The organism is Streptococcus sp. HMSC065C01, assembly GCF_001813525.1.
Lineage (GTDB): Bacteria > Bacillota > Bacilli > Lactobacillales > Streptococcaceae > Streptococcus > Streptococcus parasanguinis_V.
The window spans coordinates 341,359-364,941 of the sequence record NZ_KV812857.1; the positions used below are offsets into that span (position 1 = coordinate 341,359).

The 23,583-nt window shown below is 41.9% G+C and carries 24 protein-coding genes and 1 pseudogene; 4 read left to right on the forward strand and 21 right to left on the reverse strand.

All coding sequences use genetic code 11. The annotated features are described in order from the left end of the window. Position 1: 1 nt before the first annotated feature. From HMPREF2918_RS07230 to HMPREF2918_RS07280, 11 genes are all read right to left on the reverse strand, one after another. Positions 2-682, reverse strand: a complete 681-nt coding sequence (locus tag HMPREF2918_RS07230; protein ID WP_004182281.1) for an ABC transporter ATP-binding protein — start codon at positions 680-682, stop codon at positions 2-4. After that, positions 679-1,254 carry a TetR/AcrR family transcriptional regulator gene (locus HMPREF2918_RS07235; RefSeq protein ID WP_070595031.1) on the reverse strand — a complete coding sequence of 192 codons (576 nt, stop codon included), beginning with the start codon at positions 1,252-1,254 and terminating at the stop codon, positions 679-681. Before HMPREF2918_RS07235 ends, HMPREF2918_RS07230 begins: the two co-directional genes overlap by 4 nt. A gap of 149 nt (positions 1,255-1,403) precedes the next feature. Beyond that, positions 1,404-2,327 carry an aldo/keto reductase gene (locus HMPREF2918_RS07240; protein WP_070595032.1) on the reverse strand — a complete coding sequence of 308 codons (924 nt, stop codon included), beginning with the start codon at positions 2,325-2,327 and terminating at the stop codon, positions 1,404-1,406. Between the two features lie 111 nt (positions 2,328-2,438). Continuing rightward, positions 2,439-3,065 carry a hypothetical protein gene (locus HMPREF2918_RS07245; RefSeq protein WP_070595033.1) on the reverse strand — a complete coding sequence of 209 codons (627 nt, stop codon included), beginning with the start codon at positions 3,063-3,065 and terminating at the stop codon, positions 2,439-2,441. Beyond that, the gene (locus tag HMPREF2918_RS07250) at positions 3,062-3,688 is read right to left on the reverse strand and encodes a hypothetical protein (RefSeq protein ID WP_070595034.1); all 627 of its coding nucleotides are present in this window, start codon (positions 3,686-3,688) and stop codon (positions 3,062-3,064) included. Before HMPREF2918_RS07250 ends, HMPREF2918_RS07245 begins: the two co-directional genes overlap by 4 nt. Further along, a complete protein-coding gene (locus tag HMPREF2918_RS07255; protein WP_070595035.1) occupies positions 3,685-4,311 on the reverse strand; it encodes a hypothetical protein in 627 nt (208 codons plus the stop codon). Before HMPREF2918_RS07255 ends, HMPREF2918_RS07250 begins: the two co-directional genes overlap by 4 nt. Before the next feature lie 152 nt (positions 4,312-4,463). After that, complete coding sequence (locus tag HMPREF2918_RS07260) at positions 4,464-5,678, reverse strand: ABC transporter permease (protein WP_070595036.1); 1,215 nt, start codon at positions 5,676-5,678, stop codon at positions 4,464-4,466. Then, positions 5,675-6,568: an ABC transporter ATP-binding protein gene (locus HMPREF2918_RS07265; RefSeq protein ID WP_070595037.1), complete on the reverse strand. Its 894-nt coding sequence runs from the start codon at positions 6,566-6,568 to the stop codon at positions 5,675-5,677. Before HMPREF2918_RS07265 ends, HMPREF2918_RS07260 begins: the two co-directional genes overlap by 4 nt. 11 nt (positions 6,569-6,579) lie before the next feature. Continuing rightward, positions 6,580-7,377, reverse strand: coding sequence for a DUF3169 family protein (locus tag HMPREF2918_RS07270; protein WP_070595038.1), 798 nt, complete (start codon positions 7,375-7,377; stop codon positions 6,580-6,582). A gap of 2 nt (positions 7,378-7,379) precedes the next feature. Next, positions 7,380-7,589, reverse strand: coding sequence for a helix-turn-helix transcriptional regulator (locus tag HMPREF2918_RS07275; protein ID WP_023918610.1), 210 nt, complete (start codon positions 7,587-7,589; stop codon positions 7,380-7,382). A 13-nt stretch (positions 7,590-7,602) separates the two neighbouring features. Further along, positions 7,603-7,911, reverse strand: coding sequence for a hypothetical protein (locus HMPREF2918_RS07280; protein WP_003011369.1), 309 nt, complete (start codon positions 7,909-7,911; stop codon positions 7,603-7,605). 402 nt (positions 7,912-8,313) lie between these two features. Here HMPREF2918_RS07280 and HMPREF2918_RS11690 point away from each other — a divergent pair. Continuing rightward, a pseudogene (locus tag HMPREF2918_RS11690) lies at positions 8,314-8,448 on the forward strand (FeoB-associated Cys-rich membrane protein); the annotation flags it as partial. 86 nt (positions 8,449-8,534) lie between these two features. On the opposite strand, the gene HMPREF2918_RS07285 reads toward HMPREF2918_RS11690, so the two are convergent. From HMPREF2918_RS07285 to trpX, 7 genes are all read right to left on the reverse strand, one after another. After that, on the reverse strand, positions 8,535-9,464 hold the full coding sequence (locus HMPREF2918_RS07285) for a hypothetical protein (RefSeq protein ID WP_070595039.1): 930 nt from the start codon (positions 9,462-9,464) through the stop codon (positions 8,535-8,537). 18 nt (positions 9,465-9,482) lie between these two features. Continuing rightward, complete coding sequence (locus tag HMPREF2918_RS07290) at positions 9,483-10,265, reverse strand: DUF6612 family protein (protein WP_141751592.1); 783 nt, start codon at positions 10,263-10,265, stop codon at positions 9,483-9,485. A 167-nt stretch (positions 10,266-10,432) separates the two neighbouring features. Further along, positions 10,433-12,838: a phenylalanine--tRNA ligase subunit beta gene (pheT, locus tag HMPREF2918_RS07295; protein WP_070595041.1), complete on the reverse strand. Its 2,406-nt coding sequence runs from the start codon at positions 12,836-12,838 to the stop codon at positions 10,433-10,435. Between the two features lie 157 nt (positions 12,839-12,995). After that, positions 12,996-13,511 carry a GNAT family N-acetyltransferase gene (locus tag HMPREF2918_RS07300; RefSeq protein ID WP_070595042.1) on the reverse strand — a complete coding sequence of 172 codons (516 nt, stop codon included), beginning with the start codon at positions 13,509-13,511 and terminating at the stop codon, positions 12,996-12,998. A 2-nt stretch (positions 13,512-13,513) separates the two neighbouring features. Beyond that, a complete protein-coding gene (gene pheS, locus HMPREF2918_RS07305) occupies positions 13,514-14,560 on the reverse strand; it encodes a phenylalanine--tRNA ligase subunit alpha (protein ID WP_013903845.1) in 1,047 nt (348 codons plus the stop codon). Between the two features lie 314 nt (positions 14,561-14,874). Then, complete coding sequence (locus HMPREF2918_RS07310; protein WP_070595043.1) at positions 14,875-15,294, reverse strand: ParB-like protein; 420 nt, start codon at positions 15,292-15,294, stop codon at positions 14,875-14,877. A gap of 123 nt (positions 15,295-15,417) precedes the next feature. Then, entirely contained in the window at positions 15,418-16,419 is a 1,002-nt protein-coding gene (trpX, locus tag HMPREF2918_RS07315) for a tryptophan ABC transporter substrate-binding protein (protein WP_070595099.1), read from the reverse strand. 515 nt (positions 16,420-16,934) lie between these two features. On the opposite strand from trpX, the gene HMPREF2918_RS07320 reads away from it, so the two are divergent. Continuing rightward, positions 16,935-18,596 (forward strand): Rqc2 family fibronectin-binding protein, encoded by a 1,662-nt coding sequence (locus tag HMPREF2918_RS07320; RefSeq protein ID WP_070595044.1) that lies wholly within the window; start codon positions 16,935-16,937, stop codon positions 18,594-18,596. A 307-nt stretch (positions 18,597-18,903) separates the two neighbouring features. Here HMPREF2918_RS07320 and budA read toward each other — a convergent pair whose 3' ends face one another. The 3 genes from budA to HMPREF2918_RS07335 form a co-directional block, all read right to left on the reverse strand. Then, entirely contained in the window at positions 18,904-19,620 is a 717-nt protein-coding gene (gene budA / locus HMPREF2918_RS07325; protein ID WP_070595045.1) for an acetolactate decarboxylase, read from the reverse strand. A gap of 72 nt (positions 19,621-19,692) precedes the next feature. Further along, positions 19,693-20,922 (reverse strand): tetratricopeptide repeat protein, encoded by a 1,230-nt coding sequence (locus HMPREF2918_RS07330; RefSeq protein ID WP_070595046.1) that lies wholly within the window; start codon positions 20,920-20,922, stop codon positions 19,693-19,695. Then, complete coding sequence (locus tag HMPREF2918_RS07335) at positions 20,912-22,087, reverse strand: AI-2E family transporter (RefSeq protein WP_070595047.1); 1,176 nt, start codon at positions 22,085-22,087, stop codon at positions 20,912-20,914. Before HMPREF2918_RS07335 ends, HMPREF2918_RS07330 begins: the two co-directional genes overlap by 11 nt. Before the next feature lie 165 nt (positions 22,088-22,252). Between HMPREF2918_RS07335 and HMPREF2918_RS07340 the strand changes: the two genes are divergently transcribed. Both HMPREF2918_RS07340 and HMPREF2918_RS07345 read left to right on the forward strand, forming a co-directional pair. After that, complete coding sequence (locus HMPREF2918_RS07340; protein ID WP_070595048.1) at positions 22,253-23,263, forward strand: lactonase family protein; 1,011 nt, start codon at positions 22,253-22,255, stop codon at positions 23,261-23,263. A 95-nt stretch (positions 23,264-23,358) separates the two neighbouring features. Continuing rightward, the gene (locus tag HMPREF2918_RS07345) at positions 23,359-23,544 is read left to right on the forward strand and encodes a hypothetical protein (RefSeq protein ID WP_003002861.1); all 186 of its coding nucleotides are present in this window, start codon (positions 23,359-23,361) and stop codon (positions 23,542-23,544) included. The last annotated feature ends 39 nt before the right edge of the window (positions 23,545-23,583 follow it).

Genomic DNA, 23,583 nt, shown 5'->3' on the forward strand with positions numbered 1-23,583 from the left:
CTTACCATCCAATCTCATAGGCAGTCTGAGGTTGATCATTGGTCACAACTTCGGTAATCTTGCCACTATTGACACGAATGATGGTTCTAGCCATATCCGCAATATTTTGGTTGTGCGTCACCATGATCAAGGTAAAGCCTAGCTTTTCCTTTAATTTCCAGATATAGTCGAGAATCTTGCGCCCTGTTTCTTCATCCAGGGCTCCCGTCGGCTCATCTAAGAAGAGAATCTCTGGCTTTTTGGCCAAGGCCCGAGCAATAGACACTCTCTGCTGTTCCCCACCCGACAATTCACTCGGATACTTGTCCAGCTTATCGCCAAGCCCCAAATCCTCGATAATCTGCAAAAAATCATGATTGTTTGCCAAATCAGCTCCCATCTTTACATTTTGTCTGACCGTCAGATTCGGCAATAGATAATACTGCTGGAAAATAAAGGCAATCTTCTCACGTCTAAAGGCTGTTAATTGAGCATCCGTGAGTTGCGATAAATCCTGTCCTTGAATGAGGATATGTCCCTCATCAACCTTTTCTAAGCCTGATAACACGTTTAAGAGAGTTGATTTCCCCGATCCAGAAGGGCCAAGGATAACCACATCATCCTGGTCTTGAATCTGCAAATCAATCCCCTTTAAAACCTTAGTTTGGCCGTAACTTTTGTGCACATTTTCTAGTTGAATCATTTCTTTCCTACCATTTCTTTGATGAGAGATTGACAAACCTCTGTCAGTAATCCAATCACTTCTTCCATGCTGAACTGATAAATACCAGAAGCAACCATAGAGGCCATCCCGTGTGAGTAGATAAATAGATGCTGGTACAAGCGACTAGCCTCCTCTATAGTCAAAGGATAGTCTGTGACAATCGAATCCAGAACCAATTGGTAACTATGATCCTTCATGGGAAGAAAATCCTGAAAGCGACGAATCGGATCTTTGCTAGGATTTTGGAAAAGCAACTGAAAGAGTTGGGGCTCTTTTGAGGCGAAAAGGATATAAGCAACCCCGACAGATCGAAAAGGTTTCTCATCTTCTAAGGCCTTGCGAATATACTCCACCACGACCATCTCCGCAGCACCAATAACCTCTGCTTGTAACTCGGACATATTAGCAAATTGCCCAAAAATGACTCTCGGTGTGGCTCCCAGTTTCTCCGCTAATGCTCTAGCAGTTAAACTAGCCATTCCCTCTTCTCTCACCAATTGTAAAGCTGTCCCAATGATAGCCTCTTTACTAAATTTAACCTTGGGTGGCATAAGACTCCTTTCACGCAACATTCGTTGCGCAACACTTGTTGCATAAAAGAATACCATAAAAATGAAAGACTTGTCAAGAAAAATCTGAAAACCACAAAACAAAAAACCAGACCACTGATAAGAGTGGAGTCTGGTTTGACCACAAGATTCTAAGGCAAATCATTTCCCGCCGCCAAGTAGATTTGGTACCATTCCTTGCGTGTCAAAGTGACTGTTGCTGCTTTCCCCGCTTCAAGGACATGCTGGGGTTTGGTCGTTCCAATGACAGCCTGCATCTTACCTGGATAGCGAAGGACCCAAGCAAGGGCGATAGCTGTCGGTGTGACCTGGTATTTTTTCGCCAAGTCATTGAGGACATGATTGAGGGCTGCAAACTCTTCTTTGCCGACAAAATTCCCCTTGAAATAGCCATGCTGGAGGACAGACCATGCCTGAATCACCGTATCAGTTAAGCGACAATACTCAAAGACACTGCCATCTCGCACGGCTGCTTTTGGGCCTTCCATATTGACATGAAAACCAGCTTCAAAGCTCGGTGTAAAGGCGGCACTCAACTGCAGCTGGTTGACCTTGAGAGGTTGTTTGACAGCCGTCTTAAGCAATTCCATCATCATGGGATTTTGATTGGATACCCCAAAATGACGGACCTTGCCAGCTTGCTCCATGTGATCAAAAGCTTCCGCCACTTCTTCAGGCTCCATGAGGGCATCCGGTCGGTGAAGAAGGAGACTATCTAGACGCTCGATCTGCAGACGTTCAAGGATACCGTCGACAGAGTCTAAAATATAGTCCTTAGAAAAGTCAAAATAGGTAAAGCCGTCTTTGCGAATCCCGCACTTGGACTGGATCCACATCTGGTCCCGAAGATCCGGACGGCGCTTGAGGACCTTACCCAGCAGGACCTCACACTGGCCATCGCCATAGATATCTGCCAGATCAAAAGTGTTGATCCCAATCGACAAGGCCGCCTCCACCAAGGCCTCCACCTCATCTTCACTCATCTGACTGATCCGCATCATCCCAAGGACAATCGTGGACAGACGCTCATTTTCAGCAAACTCAATATAGTTCATGTCCGCCTCCTTTTCTGTAGTTCTATTGTAGTGAAAAGGCTTGCAAAAGTCAATTTGAAATCAAAAAGCCCCCAGCTGTAACTGAGAGCTCTATGGTTGAAATAGAATTTCTTAATCTTCCTCATCATCCAACTCCACTTCACCATGGATTCGGATGTATTCTTCATTTCTGCGGTCATCTTCTTCCCAAACTGGGTCTCTCACATCATCCATAAAGGGGATTTCCTCAAGACTCAGCTCATTAGCCTCTTCATAACTCATCGAGAGGATATCTTCATGCCGATTTTTAAATTCCTCCACACTTAACCAGCTCTCTTTATCATCTTCGCTAATCTGACCCTCAATGGCAGTCGCAATTTCAATCGCCATAATATAGAAAGCACGTTTATCAACGGTGAGCAGATCCAGGTGGGTAGAAGCTAAACGAAGACAGTCTCCTTTTTCTCGATAGTCTGTTGCTGGATTATCTTCAAAATCTAATTCAAGATTTTCATATTCATAACTTCCAAATTTGTTGGTAATGCCTTCTTTCAACCGAACGTTATTCCATCTATTATCATGCATCCACTTATTTAATTTTAAGTGAATAGAGAGTTTCTCGATTGATAAATCTAGATACCCCGCATAGAACAAATCTGGTTCTATTCCATCTTTTTTCTCAAACCACATCCTCTTCGCTAGTTCTAAGTAATCGAACGGAATTTCTTTGGTGTAATCACCTTTGATATAAATTCTCAATCTTCTTCCTCATCGTCATAAACACGTTCACCATGGATAGCGATGTATTCCTCACGTTTTCGATCTAATTCTTCCCAGATGGGATCATCAATAGCATCAATCGTCTGAATTTCCTCCAGACTCATTTCATTTGCTTCATCAAAGGTCAGAGATAAGATATCTTGATGCTTTTCCTTAAACTCATCGATTCTTAGCCATATTTTCTTATCATCTTCACTAATTTGCCCATCAATCGCAGTCGCAATTTCGAGTGCCATAATATACATAGCTCGTTTATCAACTGTTAGTACATCCAGGTAATTCGAAGCGATCCTTAGATATTCACCCTTTTCTCTACCGTCGCTTTCATAACTTCCTTCATAATCCAAATCAATATTTTCATATTTTTGAGAATTAATTGCACTGCCACCTTTAACCTTGACATCTTTCCAACGAGAACCACTTGCTCCCCACTTATCTAACCGTAAAGATAGATAGAAGTCATCTTGTAGCATTTCATCATCTCCGACATTTGAGAAACTTATTTCTTGACCATTTCTTTCTTTAAACCACATTTTCCATGCAAGTTCTCTGTATCCAAAAGGCACTTTTCTACTATAGTCACCTTTAATATATAATCTCATTCGTCATCCTCATCGTCATAAACACGTTCACCATGGATTTTGATGTATTCTTCACGAAGTCGTTCTTCTTCATCCCACATAGGATCTTCTACAGGTTTCAAACTTTTCAGTTCCTCCACGCTGATATCGGTTGCTTGATCGTAACTTAGTGATAAGACATTCTTGTGCAACTCCTTAAAAGTCTCTACATCCATCCAGGTCTCTTTGTCATCCTCGCTGATCTGCCCATCAATCGCACCAGCCACCTTGATTGCCATGATATACATAGCACGTTTATCAACTGTTAAAACATCTGTATGAGAGGTTGCAATACGTAGATAATCTCCACGTTCTCTCCCATCCGTAATAAAATCATTTTCAAATTCCAATTGAATGTTTTCATCAGAAAACGAATTCCATGGATCATTCTTGTCATATGGTATATGATTCCACCGTCCATCCTTAAATCTCCATTTATCGAACTTCACTCCAAAATAAAAATCATCTTGTAACATCTCATCATCACCGACGTTTGAGTATGTAATTGGGTGACCGTGCCATTCCTTAAACCACATTTTCCAGAGCAACTCTCTTGTCGTAAAGGCTATTTTTTTCTTAAAATCACTTTTGATATAGAGTCTCATTCGTCTTCTTCTCTATTCTTTTTATTCCCATTCATCATATCATAATTTAATAAATAATACATGTTCGCATAAAGGAAGATCGTTTTAAATAGTCCACCGATAAATTTCAATGCATTCTAAAAGCCCTCAGCGATAACTGAGAGCTTGTTTGATTAGCGATAGCTAAGAGCATGTTTGATGGTCTTCCATGGTCCGAGGTCATCGGTCTGAAGGATCAGGCTCGCATAGATACGGGCGATGAGAACTGTTCCCACGATGGTAAAGAGAACCGCAATTCCCAATGAAGCCCAAGATTCAAGACCAGTCGCGTAGCCATTAATGGTACGGAAAGGCATGAAGAAGGTTGAAATGAATGGAATGTAGGAACCGATCTTCAATAAGAAGACATCACCGGCACTTCCCAAGGTGGTTACCCCAAAGAAGCTAAAGAGGACTAACATCATTAGTGGCGAAATCGCTTTTCCTGAATCTTCAGGTCGTGCTACTGTGGAGCCTAAGAAGGCAGAGAGCACCACATACATAAAGACCCCAAGGATAATGAAGAAGACGGTATTGAGCGAGATCGCTTCTGCTAGATGTTGGGTAATTGGAGAGTTTGGAGCGAGAAAATCCTTGACAACAGGGATATCTGCTCTAAAGATCCAAACAGCTACTAGCCCAACTACATAGACAAAAATATGGGTAAAAATCACACCGAAGAGTCCGAGCATGCGTGCGAAGAAATAGTCGGTTGCTTTGATACTAGAGAAGACCACTTCCATGATCTTGGTTCCTTTTTCACTGGCCACTTCTTGGGCTGTGATACCAGAGTAGAACATCAAAATCATATAAAGCAACATTCCTAGAGCACCTGCAACCATGGTTTGCACCATTTTCAAGCCTTCTTTTTTCTCATCAATTTTTTCTTTGAGAGAAACCTGTTGAGACAAGGCTGTCAGTTGCTCTTTGCTTAGATTAGCATGCGCTAGATTGATTCCTTGTTGGACTTGGCTTAATTTCGCAGCGACAAGCGATTTCAAATCTGTTTTCATGGCTTGGTCGCCCACATAAGTGGCTTCTAGCTGGCCATCTTTTTCATCGACCGTTAGGTAAGCAGCTGCTTTCTCATCCTTGATGGCTTTTTTAGCTGCAGCTTCATCCTTGTAGTCCAAGGTCAAGCCATCAGTTCCTTTGAGACTTTTTTTGACAGCTGGAACTTCTGTCACCAAGGCCACCTGGTTTTTGGCATCTGTAGAAGAACCTGTCAGATAACCGATTCCAATGCTCAATCCTAAAAAGAGGAAGGGACCGAAGACCATGAAGAGGAAACTCCATGATTTCACTTGTCTGATATAGGTTTCTTTCATTACGACAAACATCTGTTTCATACTTCTACTCCTGATTCAAGTTTAAAGATCTCATCAATAGTTGGGGCTTGGTGGTCAAAGGTTGCTAGGTAGCGACCCTTGCTCAAGCGGTCAAATAATTCTGGACCAGCTGACGCATCATCCAAGATCAACTTCCAAGTACCTTGCTTGGTCATAGTCACCTTGGTCACGTGTGGCAGAGCTTCTAGCTCTTCTTTGCTAAAGTCGTTAGAAACAAAGAGACGAGTCTTGCCATAGCTATTACGGACCTCTTGGACTGGCCCTGAAAGGACAACCGAACCATCACGGATCATTAGGATATCATCACACAACTCTTCGACATTGGTCATGACGTGGTCAGAAAAGATAATGGTTGCCCCACGCTCTTTTTCTTCAAAGATGACCTGCTTGAGCACTTCTGTATTGACCGGATCCAATCCGCTAAAGGGTTCATCTAAAATGATCAATTTTGGCTCATGGATCAAGGTGATGATCAGTTGCACCTTCTGTTGGTTCCCTTTTGAGAGGCTCTTGATTTTATCGGTCAATTTCCCTTTTACTTGGAGTTTTTCCATCCAGATCGGTAATTTTTCCTTGACCTCAGCAGTGCTCATTCCTTTTAAGGCAGCCAAATAGCGGACCTGCTCAAAAATCGTGAGTTTTGGCATGAGACTACGTTCTTCTGGCAAATAGCCAATTTCCTTGTAGGTTTCTTGTGTAATCGCTTTGCCACCTAGACGAATCTCACCGCTGTAGTCCAAAAAGCGCAAGATACTGTGGAAAATAGTTGTTTTACCGGCACCATTTTTCCCAACTAAGCCAAGGATATGCCCTTGTTGAGCTGTCAGATCTACTCCGAAGAGAACCTGCTTATTCCCAAAGCTTTTTTCTAAATTTCTAATTTCTAACATGGATGACTCCTCTAATCTTTATAATAACGTTTGGTAATCTTGTATTGTGAGACCAAGATATAGACATAAATCAGTGATACCACTACTAATGCTAACAAGATATCTGTATGGAAAGCAATGCCAACTAAGAATATCGCAATTAAGGAAATCGGTAAGATATAATTGCTTAACTTAATGATAATTTCATAGTTTTCCTCGTAGCTAATCTGCTTTTCTGCTTCATCCATCATACTCATCATAAATTCACGCACTTCCTTGGCATTAGCATTGCGGGGAATCGGTTTTCCATAAATCAGATGGAAGGTCTTGCGAAAGAAGATATCCGATAGGAAAAATAGGGCAATCAAGACAAGAAAGAGATAGAGCATGGTAAAGTCTCCAAAGATAAAAGCCATGTCCCCAGCGCCAGGTCTATCTAAGTAAACCAATTGACTATAAAAAATGACGACTAAAAAGTAGGGCAAGATCATGATGCCTTTAAAAATGGTCGCTAAGCCATATAGTTTTTTCTTTTGAAGGTCATAGTGATAGGCTTCATCATCGTCTTCTATTTGGAGCATTTTTTGATGGACTTTTCTCGCGCACATCAGTAAGGTTATCGTGAGTATAAATGCAACCAGGAATAAAACTGCTGAGCCCAAAAGAAGTGCTTCTTTACTAAAGAAGAATTGGATTTCTAGGGGCTTTTCAGATCCGAACATTCCTGTCAAAAATCCTATGACTCCTCCTATCAAGCCGGAAACTGTAATGATTCCGACATTTCTCCAAAAACGGTAACGTGGGGTTCGTTCTTGTTGTTGCTTTTTCATTGTTATTCCTCTTCCTCTACTAGACTAAAGACATTTTCCACCGGTTCCTTGAAAATCTGGGCGATGGTGATGGCAATGATAACCGAAGGGGTGTATTCACCCCGCTCCAAGAGACTGATAGACTGGCGCGAGACTCCAGCTAGCTTGGCTAGCTCAGATTGGTTGAGACCATCACGCGCCCTCAGCTCTTTCAGTCGATTTTTTAAAATCATGGCTTTCGCCCCCTTATAGTTGAATATCCTGAATATCTTCGATACGGACTAATTTAGTTTCTCTTTGTTGTTTATTGGTCTCACGACTCAATTTGACCCAATCTTCATCGATATCTATAATCTCATATTCGGTTCCAAATCCATTTACTGTCACCTTGACCGTTTGGCCTTTTAATTCTTCTAAAAGTCTAGACATTTCTTGATTTCCTTTCACTTGTTTTTCTAATCTTTTAATACGTTTGTTCAACTTTTTTATCTTCTTTTCTGAGCTTGCATAAATGATAACCAGAAAAGGGATAAATAGAATCCATATAGCTCCCATAAGAATACCTCCCCTTCTTTCAACTAAAATTATTGTAACACTTCTTTTTCTTTTTGACAAGTATACTTGTCAAAAAATAAAAATATTTGTCAAAAATAGAAGGATGGTTGACATGGATATTTTGAGGTAAGAAATAAAAGGCCCGCATTTGCGCACCTTTTAAAGATTCTTTTCTCCCTGCTATGAATCTGAAAAGACTTCCATAGTAAGAAATATGACTTTGGTCGCTACAAGATAATCTTACACGTGTTTAATCTCGATGAAGTCTAAACTAGTAGGACTAGGCTAGCTCTGATCATTTTCATCATCCTTGTTCCCTGCATCTTCCACAAGCCACAGCAAAGTAATGATCAACTCATCAACTTAAAAAACTTATCTACCACTCATATCTAGGAGGTTACCATGTCAACTATTCTTATTACCGTCCTTATTTTTTTAGCTGGACAAGGTCTTCGCTCCTACCTCAAGGGAAAAGGATCCTGCGGAGACTGCGAGTGTTCCTGCCCTATCAAAGACGAAATGCACCAATCGCATCGCCATCAGCAAAGAATAGGTGTGTACCAGAAATCAGAAACGTAAAAAACCATTGGTCAATTGAACCAATGGTTTTTCTATCCTCCTATTTAATTCTCTACGATATTAAAATCTTGGGGAGCTTTGACTTCTTTTATCTGGTTAATATCTCGATAAGTAAATTCAAAATGGTCTTCATTGTTCACCGTTCGCCCTTTATCATTTTTCAATTTGGTATCTAGTTGAATCCTAGCCTCGCTAGGAACTAATTTTTCTTCTTTATTTGAGGAGTCTTTCTTCATAGACAAATAAATGTGCAACTTGACGGACTGAATCTCATTTTTCGCTTTGGTGTAGAGCTCACTATCTAACAAAGTACTTTGAAATTCTCCAATTTGATCAATATCTTTCTTAACATCTCCCTTAAATTCAAGATAGATATACTGACCATCGATAGTTTTTTTAAATCGATCCGCATATTTTTCATAAAGTTTCAAAATGAGTTCATGACGTCCCACTTCTGGATCTTTTATATTTTGATATTTCAGGGCTGGTTCTGTAACTTCTTCCACTCTATCCCAAGTCCAACTATCGTCTCCCTTCTTTATTTTTTTATACAGAACCCCTTTTTCAGGAGAATATAGTCTCAAAATGGTATCCCCATATCCTGTAGAACCTATTTTATTGGCAAGACTTCGAAAATGGTCTGAATCACTGTCTGTCGTAGATCCATTTCCTCCATCTTTCGTATAAAATTCATTATATACTTGAGGGTCAAACTGAATTTTCCCATGTCGTAAGGTTGTTTCATACATTAGTGATTGTGAACCTTTTACCTCAAGTAGATTCTTTCGATAAATTTTACTGACATATTCCATGTTTTTTGCATCTCTCATGGCTTGGATATACGTTTTCACATCTTTACTCCCACTATCTTGTGTCGTATCCTTTGAAGGGGTTTTAGCCGATTTACAAGCTGAAAGGAATAGACAAGCAAGAAGAGATAAGAAAAACACTAATAATTTTCTTTTATGTTTCATATCTTCACTCCTTTTGAACTAAATACCACCTAATTTTTCAACAGCCTCTGGTACTTCTACTTGGACACCAGTATTTTGTTTTGAATAGGTAATTTTACACGTTAATTTTTCTTTCGCAAAAGATGAATTAGAAGTACAAGTATAAGTAACACCTAAAGGTGTCAAGTTCTCCTTAGAAACGATGAGGTCTATCTGGTAGCTCCCTTCTGAATTTTCAAAATAACTAACTCCTATGGGAACAGGGCCTTGTAACACGGCGTTATTTGGTTCTAGTAAATGATTTACATCCTTACTCTTATAGGTTAAGACATACTGGTCCTTTTTCTTGGTCACTTCAAACTTGTCTTTCTGTGTCTGAAAGAAGCGTATGGCTTCTTGATTTACCCCCACAGGTTGTTTATTCTCTTGAGAATAAGAAAACATTTCCCACTCTGATGAGTCTTTTGGTCTAGAATACTCATGAAAGGCATCGTAATACTCTTCTTGACTCGTACCGTTGTTCGTATATAGTCCACGTACCCTCACTGGTTTTAATTCAAAGGATCCTTCAAAAGTCGGAGTATATACTGCGTGTGTATTCCCATCACTTGTTGGTTCACTAAACTTTCTCTCAATCTTACTCTCCAGTTTGATTTCGCCATTTTTCAAGTGTTCAAAGGCTTCTAACCCCTTTTCGATGATTTGTTCTTGGCTTAGTTCCTTTGAATTTCCCTTCTTGCCCTCAGCCTGTTGACATCCAACTAGACTAACTACTGCCAATAAACCAACAAGTGACAAGATAGGTTTTCTTATATTAAACATCCCCATTTTCCTTCCTTTTTTCAGTAAATCTACTAATGTTTATTCTTCTATTATAAACGATTCTATGATCTTTGTAAATCCTTTCACAAGCTTGTAAAAAGATTGTAATTTTTTAAATACAAAACAAAAACAGCTAAGAGCATGTCTCAACTGTTTTGATCTATATCTTAACGCACTTCTGCATTGACTTTTTCTTCAAGTGAAGCTTGGATTTTTTCCATATAGCGTGCGACTTCTTCATCCGTCAAGCTATCTTCTGGATTTTGGAAGGTCAAACTGTAGGCCATAGACTTCATGCCAAGTCCTAGTTTTTCACCTGAGAAGACGTCAAAGAGTTTGATGTCTGTCAAGCGTTTCACGCCAGCAGCTTGAATCGCATCAACCACTTCTTGGTGGGTCACTTCTGCTTTGAGGAGAAGGGCGATATCACGGCTCACGGCTGGGAATTTAGTGATTTCCACAAAGGCTGCGGCTGGTTGAAGAGCTGCTTCAATAGCAGATAAGTTCAATTCTGCCACATAGGTTTCTGGGATATCATAAGCCTTAGCTGTTACAGGGTGGACTTGTCCCAAGACCCCAATCACCTGATCACCAAGTGAGATCAAGGCTGTCCGCCCTGGGTGGAGACTCTTGATTTCTTGTGTTGCTGTATAAGTCACATCAAGACCCAAGCGAGCAAAGAGAGCTTCCAAAATTCCCTTGGCATAGAAGAAGTCAACTGGAACAGCTGCAGTTTGGAAGTCTTTTTCAGCGACTAGACCAGTTAAAGCAAAGGCAAAGCTGTTGATTTCGTTTGGCAATTCTTCTTTTGGATTGCCTGTCTGTTCAAAGACTTTTCCGATCTCGTAGAGGGCCAAATCTTTGTTCTTACGAGCGACGTTGTAAGCTACGGTATCTAAAATCCCTGAGATCATATTTTGACGGAGGACTGAACGATCCACAGTCATTGGCCACATGAGCTCTGTTAAGTTACTTGGGGCAGTCGTAAATTCGACGGCTTTTTCAGGAGTTGTCAGAGCGTAGGTAATGATTTCAGTCAAGCCTGCTCCTTCTGCAATAGTCCGAACTTGGCGACGGAGTTTTTGAGTCGCTGTCAATTCACCTGCTGTCCCGTCATCTTTTGGAAGAGTTGCTGGTAATTTGTCATAACCATAAATCCGAGCGATTTCTTCAAAGAGGTCCGCTTCGATGGTGATGTCCCAACGGCGACGTGGAACGCTGACAGTGAAGCTTTCTGCATTTCCAGAAAGACCAAATCCAAGACGACGGAAGACATCTTCTACGTCTGCGTAGGAAAGCTCTGTTCCAAGGACACGGTTAACGTCTGCAAGTGTAGAAGAAACTTCAACATCAGAAGTATCGAGCTGGCCTGCTGAAACGATGCCTTTACGCACTGTGGCACCAGCCAATTCTGAAATCATACTCGCTGCCGCATCAAGGGCTTCATTGACAGTTACCACGTTGATGCCTTTTTCAAAGCGAGAAGATGACTCTGAACGAAGGTTAAGGCGACCGCTGGTCTTACGGATTGATTTGCCATTGAAGACAGCTGCTTCCAGGACAACACGAGTAGATTTTTCAGAGATTTCTGTAGCTTCTCCACCCATGACACCTGCAAGTGCTACTGGTTTGTCAGCTACTGTAATCACGAGGTCAGTTGTCTCCAACTCACGTTCTTCACCGTCCAAGGTTACTAATTTTTCACCAGCACGCGCTTCACGCACACGGATATCGTTTCCTTCGAAGGTATCCAAGTCAAAGGCATGCATAGGTTGACCAAAGTAGAGCAAGATATAGTTGGTTACATCGACCACGTTATTGATCGGACGGATGCCTTCGTTCATGAGGAGATTTTGCAACCATTGTGGACTTTGTGCGATGGTCACATTGTCCAAGATACGAGCTGCATAATAAGGAGCCTTGTCTGTATCAATGCTGACAGAAAGAGTATCGGCTGCAGCTTGGTCTGTTTCAGTCAAAGCAAAGTCTTTGAAGTTGACTGCCTTGTCATAGATCGCGGCTACTTCGTGCGCTACCCCACGCATAGAAAGAGCGTCTGCACGGTTAGGAGTGATGGAAAGTTCTATGATTTCATCATCCAAGTCGAGGTAAGAGAAGACTTCTTCTCCTGGAACAGCATCTTCTGGCAAGATTTGGATGCCATCTGCGAATTCTTTTGGTACAACAGAGTCAGAAATCCCTAATTCACCAAGTGAACAGATCATCCCAAGGGATTCCAAACCACGGATTTTCCCTTTTTTAATCTTGTAGTTCTCCGCGATGCGAGCACCTGGAAGAGCCACCATAACCTTGATGCCTGCTCGAACATTTGGTGCTCCACAGACGATTTGACGGGCTTCTTCTTCACCCACATTGACTTGGCAGACATGAAGATGAGTTTCTGGCACATCTTCGCAAGACAAGACTTCTCCGACGACAATTTTTGAGAGACCAGCAGCAGGCGATTCCACACCTTCTACTTCGATCCCTGTAGTTGACATTTTTTCAGCCAACTCTTCTGATGGCACATCCACGTCCACCAATTGTTTTAACCATTTATAACTAACTAACATATGTAAGATACCAAGGGCTAAGCAGAAATCTAGATATCTTTCCTAGATTTCCATCCACCCTCGTTTTGATCCTTTCATTTTGTGTTTTCCAGCTCGAGGCTGGCTTAGGAAGGTCTAGTAACCTCCCTTTCTCTAGAATAGAAGTTTCTCGTCCATTCTAGATCAATTTCTTTCTCAACAACCAGTCTATATCAACCGTATCACCGGTAGGATACTCGTGTTCACTAAATCGTTCAAATCCAAAGCGATAGTAAAAATCTTGCGCCTTAAAGTTGCGTTCCCAGACGCCCAGCCAAGCCCACTCAAATCCACGGCTCTTGGCTTGATCCAGCGCAAAGCTAAACATTTCCTTGCCAAAACCAGCCCCATGAAATTTCTTTTTGACATAGATCCGTTGGATCTCAAAGGACTTATCCATCTCTACTGGCTCGGTTTGCGCTTGACCCCAATTGATCTTGAGAAAACCACAGATTTCTTGATCTTCATTGAGGACAAAATAGGTTTCAGATTCTGGTTCTAACAGATCCTTCTCGATTTGCTCCAAAGAGAGCACTGTAGAGAAGTAATCTTCCAAATCTTTCTCAACAATATAGGGACCAAAGGTATCTCGGTAGGTTTCCACCTCTAGGTCACGTAAGATCTGTGCCTGGTCGATTTTTACTCTAACTAACATGATTATTTAAATTGTTCTGAAAAACGGATATCCCCTTGATAGAAGCCACGGATATCATTGATTCCGTAACGAAGCATAGCCACACGCTCTTGACCAAGTCCAAAGGCAAATCCTGAATAGACTGTTGGGTCAATACCACTCATCTCAAGGACGCGTGGGTGAACCATACCAGCTCCCATGATTTCAATCCAACCAGTTTTCTTACATACGTTACATCCAGCTCCACCACACTTGAAGCAAGAAACGTCCACCTCAACCGATGGCTCAGTAAATGGGAAGTAAGAAGGGCGCAAACGGATTTGACGTTCTGCCCCAAACATCTTTTGCACGATCAATTGAAGAGTTCCTTGAAGGTCTGCCATTGAGATGTTCTTCCCAACGACCAAGCCTTCGATCTGATGGAATTGGTGGCTGTGGGTCGCATCATCAGTATCCCGACGGAAAACACGCCCTGGAGAGATCATCTTCAATGGTCCCTTGCTAAAGTCATGCGCATCCATTGCCCGCGCCTGTACTGGTGAGGTATGGGTTCGAAGCAAGATTTCTTCTGTGATATAGAAGGTATCCTGCATATCCCGCGCTGGGTGATCTTTAGGCAGATTCATACGTTCAAAGTTGTAGTAGTCTTGCTCCACTTCGAAGCCATCCACGACTTGGTAGCCCATCCCGATAAAGATATCTTCGATTTCTTCACTGGTTTGGGTCAAGATATGACGGTAACCACTAGCAACCGGACGACCAGGAAGCGTCACATCGATACTTTCGCTAGCTAGTTTAGCTTGGACTTTCTTTTCTTCCAAGAGTTTGGTTGTTTCTTCAAAGGCAGCCGTCAAGACATCGCGGGCTTCATTGACGTGTTTCCCGATAACCGGACGCATCTCAGCAGAGACATCTTTCATCCCTTTGAGGATCTCAGTCAGAGATCCTTTTTTCCCAAGGACAGAGACCCGTAGTTCTTGCAATTCTTTTTCATTTTCAGCAGAAATCTGCTTCAAAGCTGCCAGCGTTTCTTCACGAAGCGCTTTTAATTGTTCTTCAATCGTTGACATATTTCCTCCATCATGGTCCCTCTACAGACATAGAAAAAACCACGCGCCAACACCCACATTCGGAGCGTTGACACGCGGTACCATCCGTTTTTATCTGTAAACCAGACCTTAATTTCTAAATCCTTTACGCAAGTGAATTCACTCAGCTTTCATGCAAAGAGCTTTCAGTCACGGCTCTTCTCCCTGTCGCACTTCCATTGAGATACTAGTCTTGCAGATTTCTATTCGATTACTATCTAGTTTAGCAGATTTTTTGTTAAAAAACAAGTTAGATGAGACTAATTTCAATAGACAAAGGAACAAGAGGCAGTGCATTATCTATTTGCCTTGTCTGTTTCATCTGCTTGCCTCTTCAATAGAAGAGTGGCTGCTTGGTTAAAACCATCACACCAGTTATACCATTTTGCTTCATACTCATCTTGAGGTAAGATACGATGTTTTAAATCCAAAACAGAGGATATCTTTCTTTCCTCACAAGCTTGCGCATAGAGAGCATACAATTCATCGCCACCATCTCTATCAAACTCAGCAGAAATCATATCCCGACCTGCCAATAAAGCCTGATAAGCCCTGTGATGCCCGTCTGTAATCAACAAGCTATCTCCAAATGCAAGAACACTAATTGGATCCTCATTGATGATTTCTGCCGACTGATCAAGCATCTGGATATCATGTAACTTCTTTTCTGATAAATATAGTTGGGTCGGATGAAGATCTGTTATCTTGACTTCCACTTCTTTCTCCTCTATCATGAGTAACAAAGCTGGTCGTGAGCACTGGTAAACATTTTTAAAGGTCACGATTTAAAGACCTACCAATGCTAAATTCCCCTGCCATTCTTGTGATTCGTTTCCTTTTTATTTAATGACTTGTCCAGCATCTTTCAAGACAGATTCTGGAATAGTAATACCCAATTCATCTGCTACTTTTTTATTGATCACAGATTTTCCTTGGCTAAAGATTTCAACTGGTGTATCCGCAGGTTTTTGACCTTTCAAGATCTTCGCAGCCATTTTACCAGTTGCTACTCCAAGATCATGTTGGTCGACAACGACTGAACCAAGACCACCAGCTTCTACCATAGCTGTCGCACTTGGGAAGATTGGTTTTTTAGCTGTTTTGTTGGCTTCGACAACTGTTGAGAAAGCTGAAGCGATGGTATTGTCGATTGGAACCCAGATGGCATCCACTTTGCCTGACATTACAGACACGGTAGAAGCAATTTCATTTGTAGAAGGAACAGAATAAGGAACCACCTTGTAACCAGCTTTTTCAGCTAATTTTGTAAATTCTTCTACTTGAGATTTGGAATTATCCTCACTGGTTGAGTACAGGATCCCGATTGTTTTCACGTTCGGAGTCAACTCTTTGATCAATTTCAACTGTTGCTCAGTTGGATTATGGTCAGATACCCCAGTGATATTGCCACCTGGTTTTTTCAAATCTTTGACCAAGTTTGCGCCGACCGGATCAGTGACAGCTCCCATAACGATTGGTTTGTCTTTGGTTGCACTAGCCAAACCTTGAGCAGATGGAGTTGCAATTCCAATCAAGACTTGGTTATCCTGGTCTACCAATTGTTTACTCATGGTTGCAACTTTGTTTTGGTCGCCTTCAGCATTAAGGAAATCAATGTCCACTTTGTCCTTGTCATAACCTTCTTCAGCTAAACCATCTTGAATCCCCTTGTAGATCAAATCAAGCGAAGGGTGGCTGACCAACTGCAAGACCCCAACTTTAGCCTTTTCATTGCTGCTTGCTGCCTTGTTGTCTTTGCCTGCTGTAGCTGAATAGATCGCTGTCCCAATGACTGCTGCTGCAATCAAACCAATAATTCCCATTAAACGTTTATTTTTCATTTTTAATACCTCTTCTATTATTTCATTTTCTTCTTTTTTTCCATCATCTAAAGACTGCGACGCCATCGTTTCTTCATATCTTTTCTCCCTTCTCATCTAAAACAAAAAACACGCCCACACATAGCAAAAGCTATGTGAGGACGTGTCATCGCGGTGCCACCTCACTTATGGGATAAGGATAGTCTCCCCCATATCTCTGTCTTGTCTAGCAACAAGTTGCACGATAAGGTGTGCCAACCGAATTTTTATTGTTTCAAATTCATCTCATCATTAGTCCAATTTCATAAACTGCCGCTACCCACTCTCAGCAACCGTAGGCTCTCTTGAAACTTTCATTTACTACTTTTCTAATTTCTTACATTTTAAAATTTTCTTTCAAAAATGTCAATACTTTTTCTGCATTTTTTTGAAAACGTTCGCATTTTCTATTGAACATTCTCTTGCTTCTTTCTGGGATTTCCGCTCTATTTTTGATATAATTTACTAGAATAATCGCTAGAATGATGAGGAATCCCATGTCTTTTGATGGATTTTTTTTACACCATATGGTGCAAGAATTGAAGGCCGAACTCTTGAGTGGCCGCATTCAAAAAATTAACCAACCCTTCGAGCAAGAATTGGTGCTCCAAATCCGAGGCAATCGAAAAAACCAAAAACTCTTGCTCTCTGCCCATTCTGTCTTCGGACGGATCCAACGGACCCAGACCAACTTTGAAAATCCTGCCTTTCCCAATACCTTTATTATGGTTATGCGCAAATATCTTCAAGGCGCTGTCATTGAAGGGATTGAGCAAATGGAGAACGACCGGATTCTTGAAATCCGTGTCTCCAATAAAAACGAAATTGGAGATGCCATTTCTGTCAGCCTCATGATCGAAATCATGGGCAAGCACAGTAATATTATTCTCCTGGACCGCACCAGCAATAAAATCATCGAAGCCATTAAACATGTCGGTTTCTCACAAAATAGCTACCGGACCATTCTCCCTGGATCAACCTATGTAGCTCCTCCGAAAACCGACGCGGTCAATCCTTTTACAATTGGAGATGAATCCCTTTTTGCCCTTCTTCACAAGGAAGAGTTAAGCCCAAAAAACCTTCAAAAATGTTTCCAAGGTTTGGGGCGAGATACGGCTCAAGAATTAGCCAAGCGACTTGAGACGGATGAAAAATTAAAAACCTTCCGTGCCTTTTTCCAAGCTTCAACTGAGCCTCGCCTAACGACCAAATCCTTCTCGGCTATCCCCTTTGAGGATGCGACCAGTCAAACCTTTGAAACACTTTCCGATCTGCTGGATGACTATTACCGAGACAAGGCTGAGCGCGATCGGGTGCAACAACAGGCCAGTGAATTAATCCGCAAGGTTGAAAACGATCTTGAAAAGAACCGGAAAAAATTAGCCAAGCAAGAAGCGGAATTAGCGGCAACCGACAATGCGGAAGAATTCCGCCAAAAAGGAGAATTGCTGACAACCTTCCTCCATCAGGTACCAAACGACCAAGACCAGGTTGTCCTGGACAATTACTATACCAACGAGCCCATTACCATCCAACTCAACAAGGCCCTGACCCCCAATCAAAATGCCCAACGCTACTTTAAACGCTACCAGAAGTTAAAAGAAGCCGTCAAACATTTGACCATCCTCATTCAAGAAACCAAGGAAACCATTTCTTATCTTGAAACGGTTGAAACAGCCCTTTCTCAAGCGAGCCTAGCTGAGGTGGCAGAGATTCGAGAAGAGCTAATCCAGACCGGCTTTATCAAACGGCGCAACCGTGAAAAAATTCATAAACGGAAAAAACCCGAAAAATACCTGGCTAGTGATGGAAAAACCATCATTTTAGTGGGTCGCAATAATCTGCAAAACGATGAACTGACCTTTAAAATTGCTAAAAAAGATGAACTCTGGTTCCATGCCAAGGATATCCCGGGAAGCCACGTCGTCATTACCGGAAATCTCGATCCGACGGATGAAGTGAAGACCGATGCCGCAGAGTTGGCCGCCTACTATTCCAAGGCCCGTCTCTCAAATCTGGTCCAAGTAGATATGATCGAAGCCAAGAAACTCAATAAACCAACCGGCGGAAAACCAGGCTTTGTGACCTATACCGGCCAGAAGACTCTGCGGGTTACCCCAGAAGAAGAAAAAATCAAAGCCATGAAACTAACAGATTGATGTCAAAAATAAAAGGTTGAGCAACGCTCAACATGTCATATTGAAGTTAGCCTGTCTCAGAAACTTTCCTTAGGTGAGATCGGACGTCAGCGAACTTCAAAGAAGTTCCATGACTTAGTTTTGAACCTAAGGTTCCAAAACTCCCGAGTGCTAGAATCAAGATTATTTCTAGCACTTTTCTCACGGCGGAAAGTTTCAATATATGTTGTATATGTTGAATGAACCTAAAAATATACCTCATTTTATTTTTTCAGCATACTTAGAACAGTTTGTCTACATTCTAAAAGGTTGAGCGACGCTCAACCTTTTATTCTGCTTTATTGATGTCTTCTTTGACCTCATCGACATTGAATTTGGCAAAGAGGTACTGACGGTCTTGGACTGGGAAACGTTGATCCAGCTGATCAATAGCTCCCACCTCTACAATCCCTTCTGAGATGACAAAATCCATGACATGGCCACCAAAGGTGTGGTCATCTGAAATAAAGTGCAAATGGTATCCTGCCACACTCACGCCATGGAAAATTTCGGGTGTCCAAAAACCGACGATGGTTCCAGTGACATTTTCCCGTGTATACTCTGGCTGATGGGTGGCAACCTCTGCAAACTTCATTTCAGGTGTTGATTTTGGAATCATACGGACATGCATCTTGGCAAAGTCACCATGAATCTTAATGGAGCGGAAAAGATTTTCCCCATCATAATAAGACTCAATACGAGCTTCCAATTCCTCGTCTGTCATTTCAAAGCGTTGGCGGAAAATCACTTCTGCTTGGTGAGGAACGACTGCTGCATAAGGAACCTTGGCATCCGGAGAAACTTCGACTATTTCAGGATGGTCCCCTGATCCCTTGGCCTGATATGCCTTACCATCTAATACGATCAACTCTCCATCAATAGAATCAAGCGTCCCAACTCCTAGATCTCCGTGTTCCAAGAGTTCTCCAATCGTAAATGAACCCCCGTACAGACCCGCCATTAGGGCACCTAAGGTATTGTATTGAAAAAGTTTCACTGGTTCCATGTTTTTCTCTCCTCATTCTATCTTCTACCAGTATACCACAAACTATTCCGAATCTTCACGATATGGTTTTGATTAGAGGCTATCATAGAGGGTTTGCATCTGCACATCGTCTGGTACGATCGCCAAATACTGGTTCGCCACTTCACGCGCCTTCGTCACATCTCCAGCCTCACGCAACAAATAAACATAGGCTTCGAGGAATTCTGGGTTGTCTTTTAAATCCTCATAAAGCTCTTGGTAGGCTGAGACGGCCTCTTCTGTTTTCTCCAAAGCAGCCAAGGCACGGGCAATGTTCCACCGAGTGACAACTGTTTCGACTTCTTCATTTTGCCAAGCCAAGACTTGGTCAAAGCGTTCCTGTTCTAAATAAAGGGTGGTCAGGCGAAGAGCAATCTCTTCTAGATCATCTGCCACTTCTTTAGCCTCTAATAGATAAGCTTCTGCTTGCTCAGGCTGGTGGAGTTCATAAGAAAGCTGAGAAGCAAGGAGCTTCAATTGGGCATCAAATGGATTCTTCTGGATCCCTTGTTTAGCAATCTCAAGTGCTTTTTCACGGTCATTTTCAGACTGTAAAGCTAAAGCATAACCATACTCATAGCCCTCAAAATCAGGCGACAAGGTATCAATTTGTTTGTAGTAGATCAGGGCTTTTTGGAATTCTTCTTGGTCAGACAATAAGGTCGCTAATTCGTAAGCAATCTGGTCATCAAACTCAATCTCCAGAGCTTTCTCTAAGAAGGGAACAGCTGCTTCAAACTTACCAAGATTGGCATAGGCAAAACCAATCCGTTGATAGGTGGAAATTCCTGTCGCTTCCAAAATCTCCCGATTGTCCAACTGAGCATACTCTTGGATAGCCTCTTGGTAGCGTTCCAATTCCAGATCAATTTCAGCTAGCCCTAATTGAATGATGGGATCATCAGACAAATGAGCAGCTTCAACTAATTTTTCACGCGCCACATCTGCTAGGCCTTCCATCTGATAGAGATCCGCCTTAACCAAGAGACTGGCCACATACCAGTTAGAGTCTGGCTCAATTTCTTCTAAATAAGCAAAGGCCTCTTCCATTTGTCCTTCCTCTGCAAGGATAGTTGCCAAACTTAGATACACTTCTGGATAGGTTTCTGCAATCTGTTCATAGATCTCCTTTGCCTGAGGGTAAAAACCGATACTTTCAAGATATTGACCTAAATCCAATAATTGTGCTTCACTATCTTCTAACAAAGCCTGTTGAAATTGAACTTCTGCTTCTTCTAGCTCCTGCCGATCGAGAGCCTCTACCATTTGTTGACTATGACTCACTGTGTGTTTCCTCTTCTACTTCATTATGTTCTTCATACAAACCACTGACGACCTTATACCATTCAAAGATAGCTCCAATCACCACCTTAGCAGATGCATAGACTGGAATTCCAAGGAAAACTCCCCAAATTCCAAACATAGATCCTGACGTCAAGAGCACAAACAAAATGGTAATCGGATGGATATTTAACTGGCTTCCCAAAACCAAAGGTGATACAAAACGTCCTTCAATGGTTTGCTCCACTGCAAATACAATCAAGACCTTGATAAACATCTCTGGTCCTGCTACCAAGCCCAATACTAAGGCAGGTAACATGGCTAAGAAACTACCCAAGTATGGGATCAAATTCAAGATTCCCGCAGAGATCCCCAGTGTCACCGCATAGCGCAAGCCAATGATCTTAAAGAAGATGATGAACATAATGGCGACGACAATGGCTACCGTAATTTGCCCTCGAACGTAGTTGGAGAGTTGGGTATTGACATCTGAGAGAACTTGCTCAGCCGATTTACGAATCTTAGTTGGTAAGAAGCGAACAATGTGGCCCTTTAAATTTTTTCCATCTCGAAGAAGATAAAAGACAATAAAAGGCATAATGATCAAGGCAACAATGACTTGCGAAGCCACCCCGATCAAGTTGCTGACCCAATTGACAGCCCGCCCAGAGATAGAACTGGCCCAAGAAGTAATGTTTGCAGACAATTCCTTGGTGATCTCATCTAGCTGGGGTTTGATATCAGAGGAGACGCGATTATCTAGAAAATCATCGATGGTCGCATTGGCCTTCTCCAAATAAGTTGGTAAATTATGAAAGAAACTAATGACTTGTCGTTGAACAGCTGGAATTACGACGGCTAGCCCCCATACCAAGAGGACTGCAATCAAGAAAAAGACTAAGGAAATCGCAAAAATCCGCTTGATCCCTTTTCTTTCAAGAAAGTCGACAATAGGGTTGAGCAAGTAATAAAGCAAGCCAGAAATAATGACTGGCAGCATGACGGCTCCTGCAAACTCAAAAATCGGTATAAAAATAAAGGTAATTTTACTCAAAACCAAAAGATTCAGACCCAAGAGCAAGGTGACTAAAAACACGGTAATGGCCTTATTGTCTAAAAACCATCTAAAAAACCAGGACATACTAAACTGTTTTTCTTTATTATCCACAGGGAACTCCTTTTCATTTCAATCTGTTTCTATTTTAGCATTTTTTGAGCGTGAAGTTACGAAAAAACTGGCAAAATAAGAAAGACCTCTCCCTTCTTCAACTAGCAATTGCCTTCCAATAGGACCTTTGATATAATAAACCTAACAAATCATACGAGGTGACCTATGTCTCAATCTATTTATTTCGGAACCTATACAAAAAAAGAATCCAAAGGAATTTACAAGGCAACATTTGACCCTAAAACAGGATCATTGAGCGATCTTGAACTCCTTGCAGCTGAGCCCAATCCAACCTATATCGCTTTTTCTGAAAAAGGAAATCTTTATAGTGTTGGAGCTGAAGATGGCAAAGGAGGGATCGCTAGTTTTACAGCCGATTTTCAACCGCTCAATCACGTTGTTGAAGACGGAGCACCACTCTGCTATGTCTCTGTCGATGACAAACGTCAACTGGTCTATGGAGCCAACTATCACAAGGGACAGGTTCTCGTATACAAACTAGAAGCTGATGGTAGCTTAACCTTTGTCGATCAAGACACTCACCAAGGAAGCGGTCCTCACGCCAACCAAGCAAGTCCGCATACTCACTATGCCGATCTGACTCCAGATCAGTACCTGATCACGTGTGATCTAGGAACAGACAGTTTACATGTCTATGATGTCAGTAAGGAAGGAAAACTGACCCTGATCAATCAGTATCAAACAGCTCCAGGGGCAGGACCTCGTCACTTGGTCTTTCATCCTCACTATAAGACTGCTTATCTCATCAATGAGTTAAATGCTACGATCGATGTGCTCTTTTATGACGGTATGGGTGAATTCGAACACTTCCAAACTGTTTCCACACTTCCATCAGACTACGATGGTCAAAAATGGGCTTCTGCGATCAAGCTCTCAGCTGATGGAAAATTCCTCTATGCATCTAACCGTGCTCATAATTCCATCGCTGTCTTCAAAGTTGTGGCTGATGGTAGCCTAGAACTGATTGAAATTGTTCCAAGTCAAGGGCTCAATCCACGTGATTTCACGCTTAGTCCTGATCAAAACTATTTGATTGCAGCCCATCAAGATTCACCTAATACCACCGTCTTCAAGCGGGATCCTGCTAGCGGAAAATTGACCCTTCTATCCGACGACTTCTATGTTCCAGAGGCCGTTTGTACGGTTTTTCATTAAGTCGTTTTAGTTGTCAAACCTCTAAAAAAATGATTAAATAGATGAGAAAAAGGCGCGAGCCTGACTTCACAACTTATATTTTAGGAGACCCTAACATGAATCCATTGGACTTATTTAACCAAGTGAAAGAAATGATCGAAAAGAAAGATTTCGACGCTGCAAAGAAATTTGTTGATGATAACAAAGACAACCTCGGTGACTACCTTGAACAAGCAAAAGGACTTGTTTCTGGAAATGAAATGGTCAGCGGTGCCTTGGACAAAATCAAAGGCTTGTTCTAATAAGACGATGAGAGTGGGACAGAAATCGGTAATTCGTTA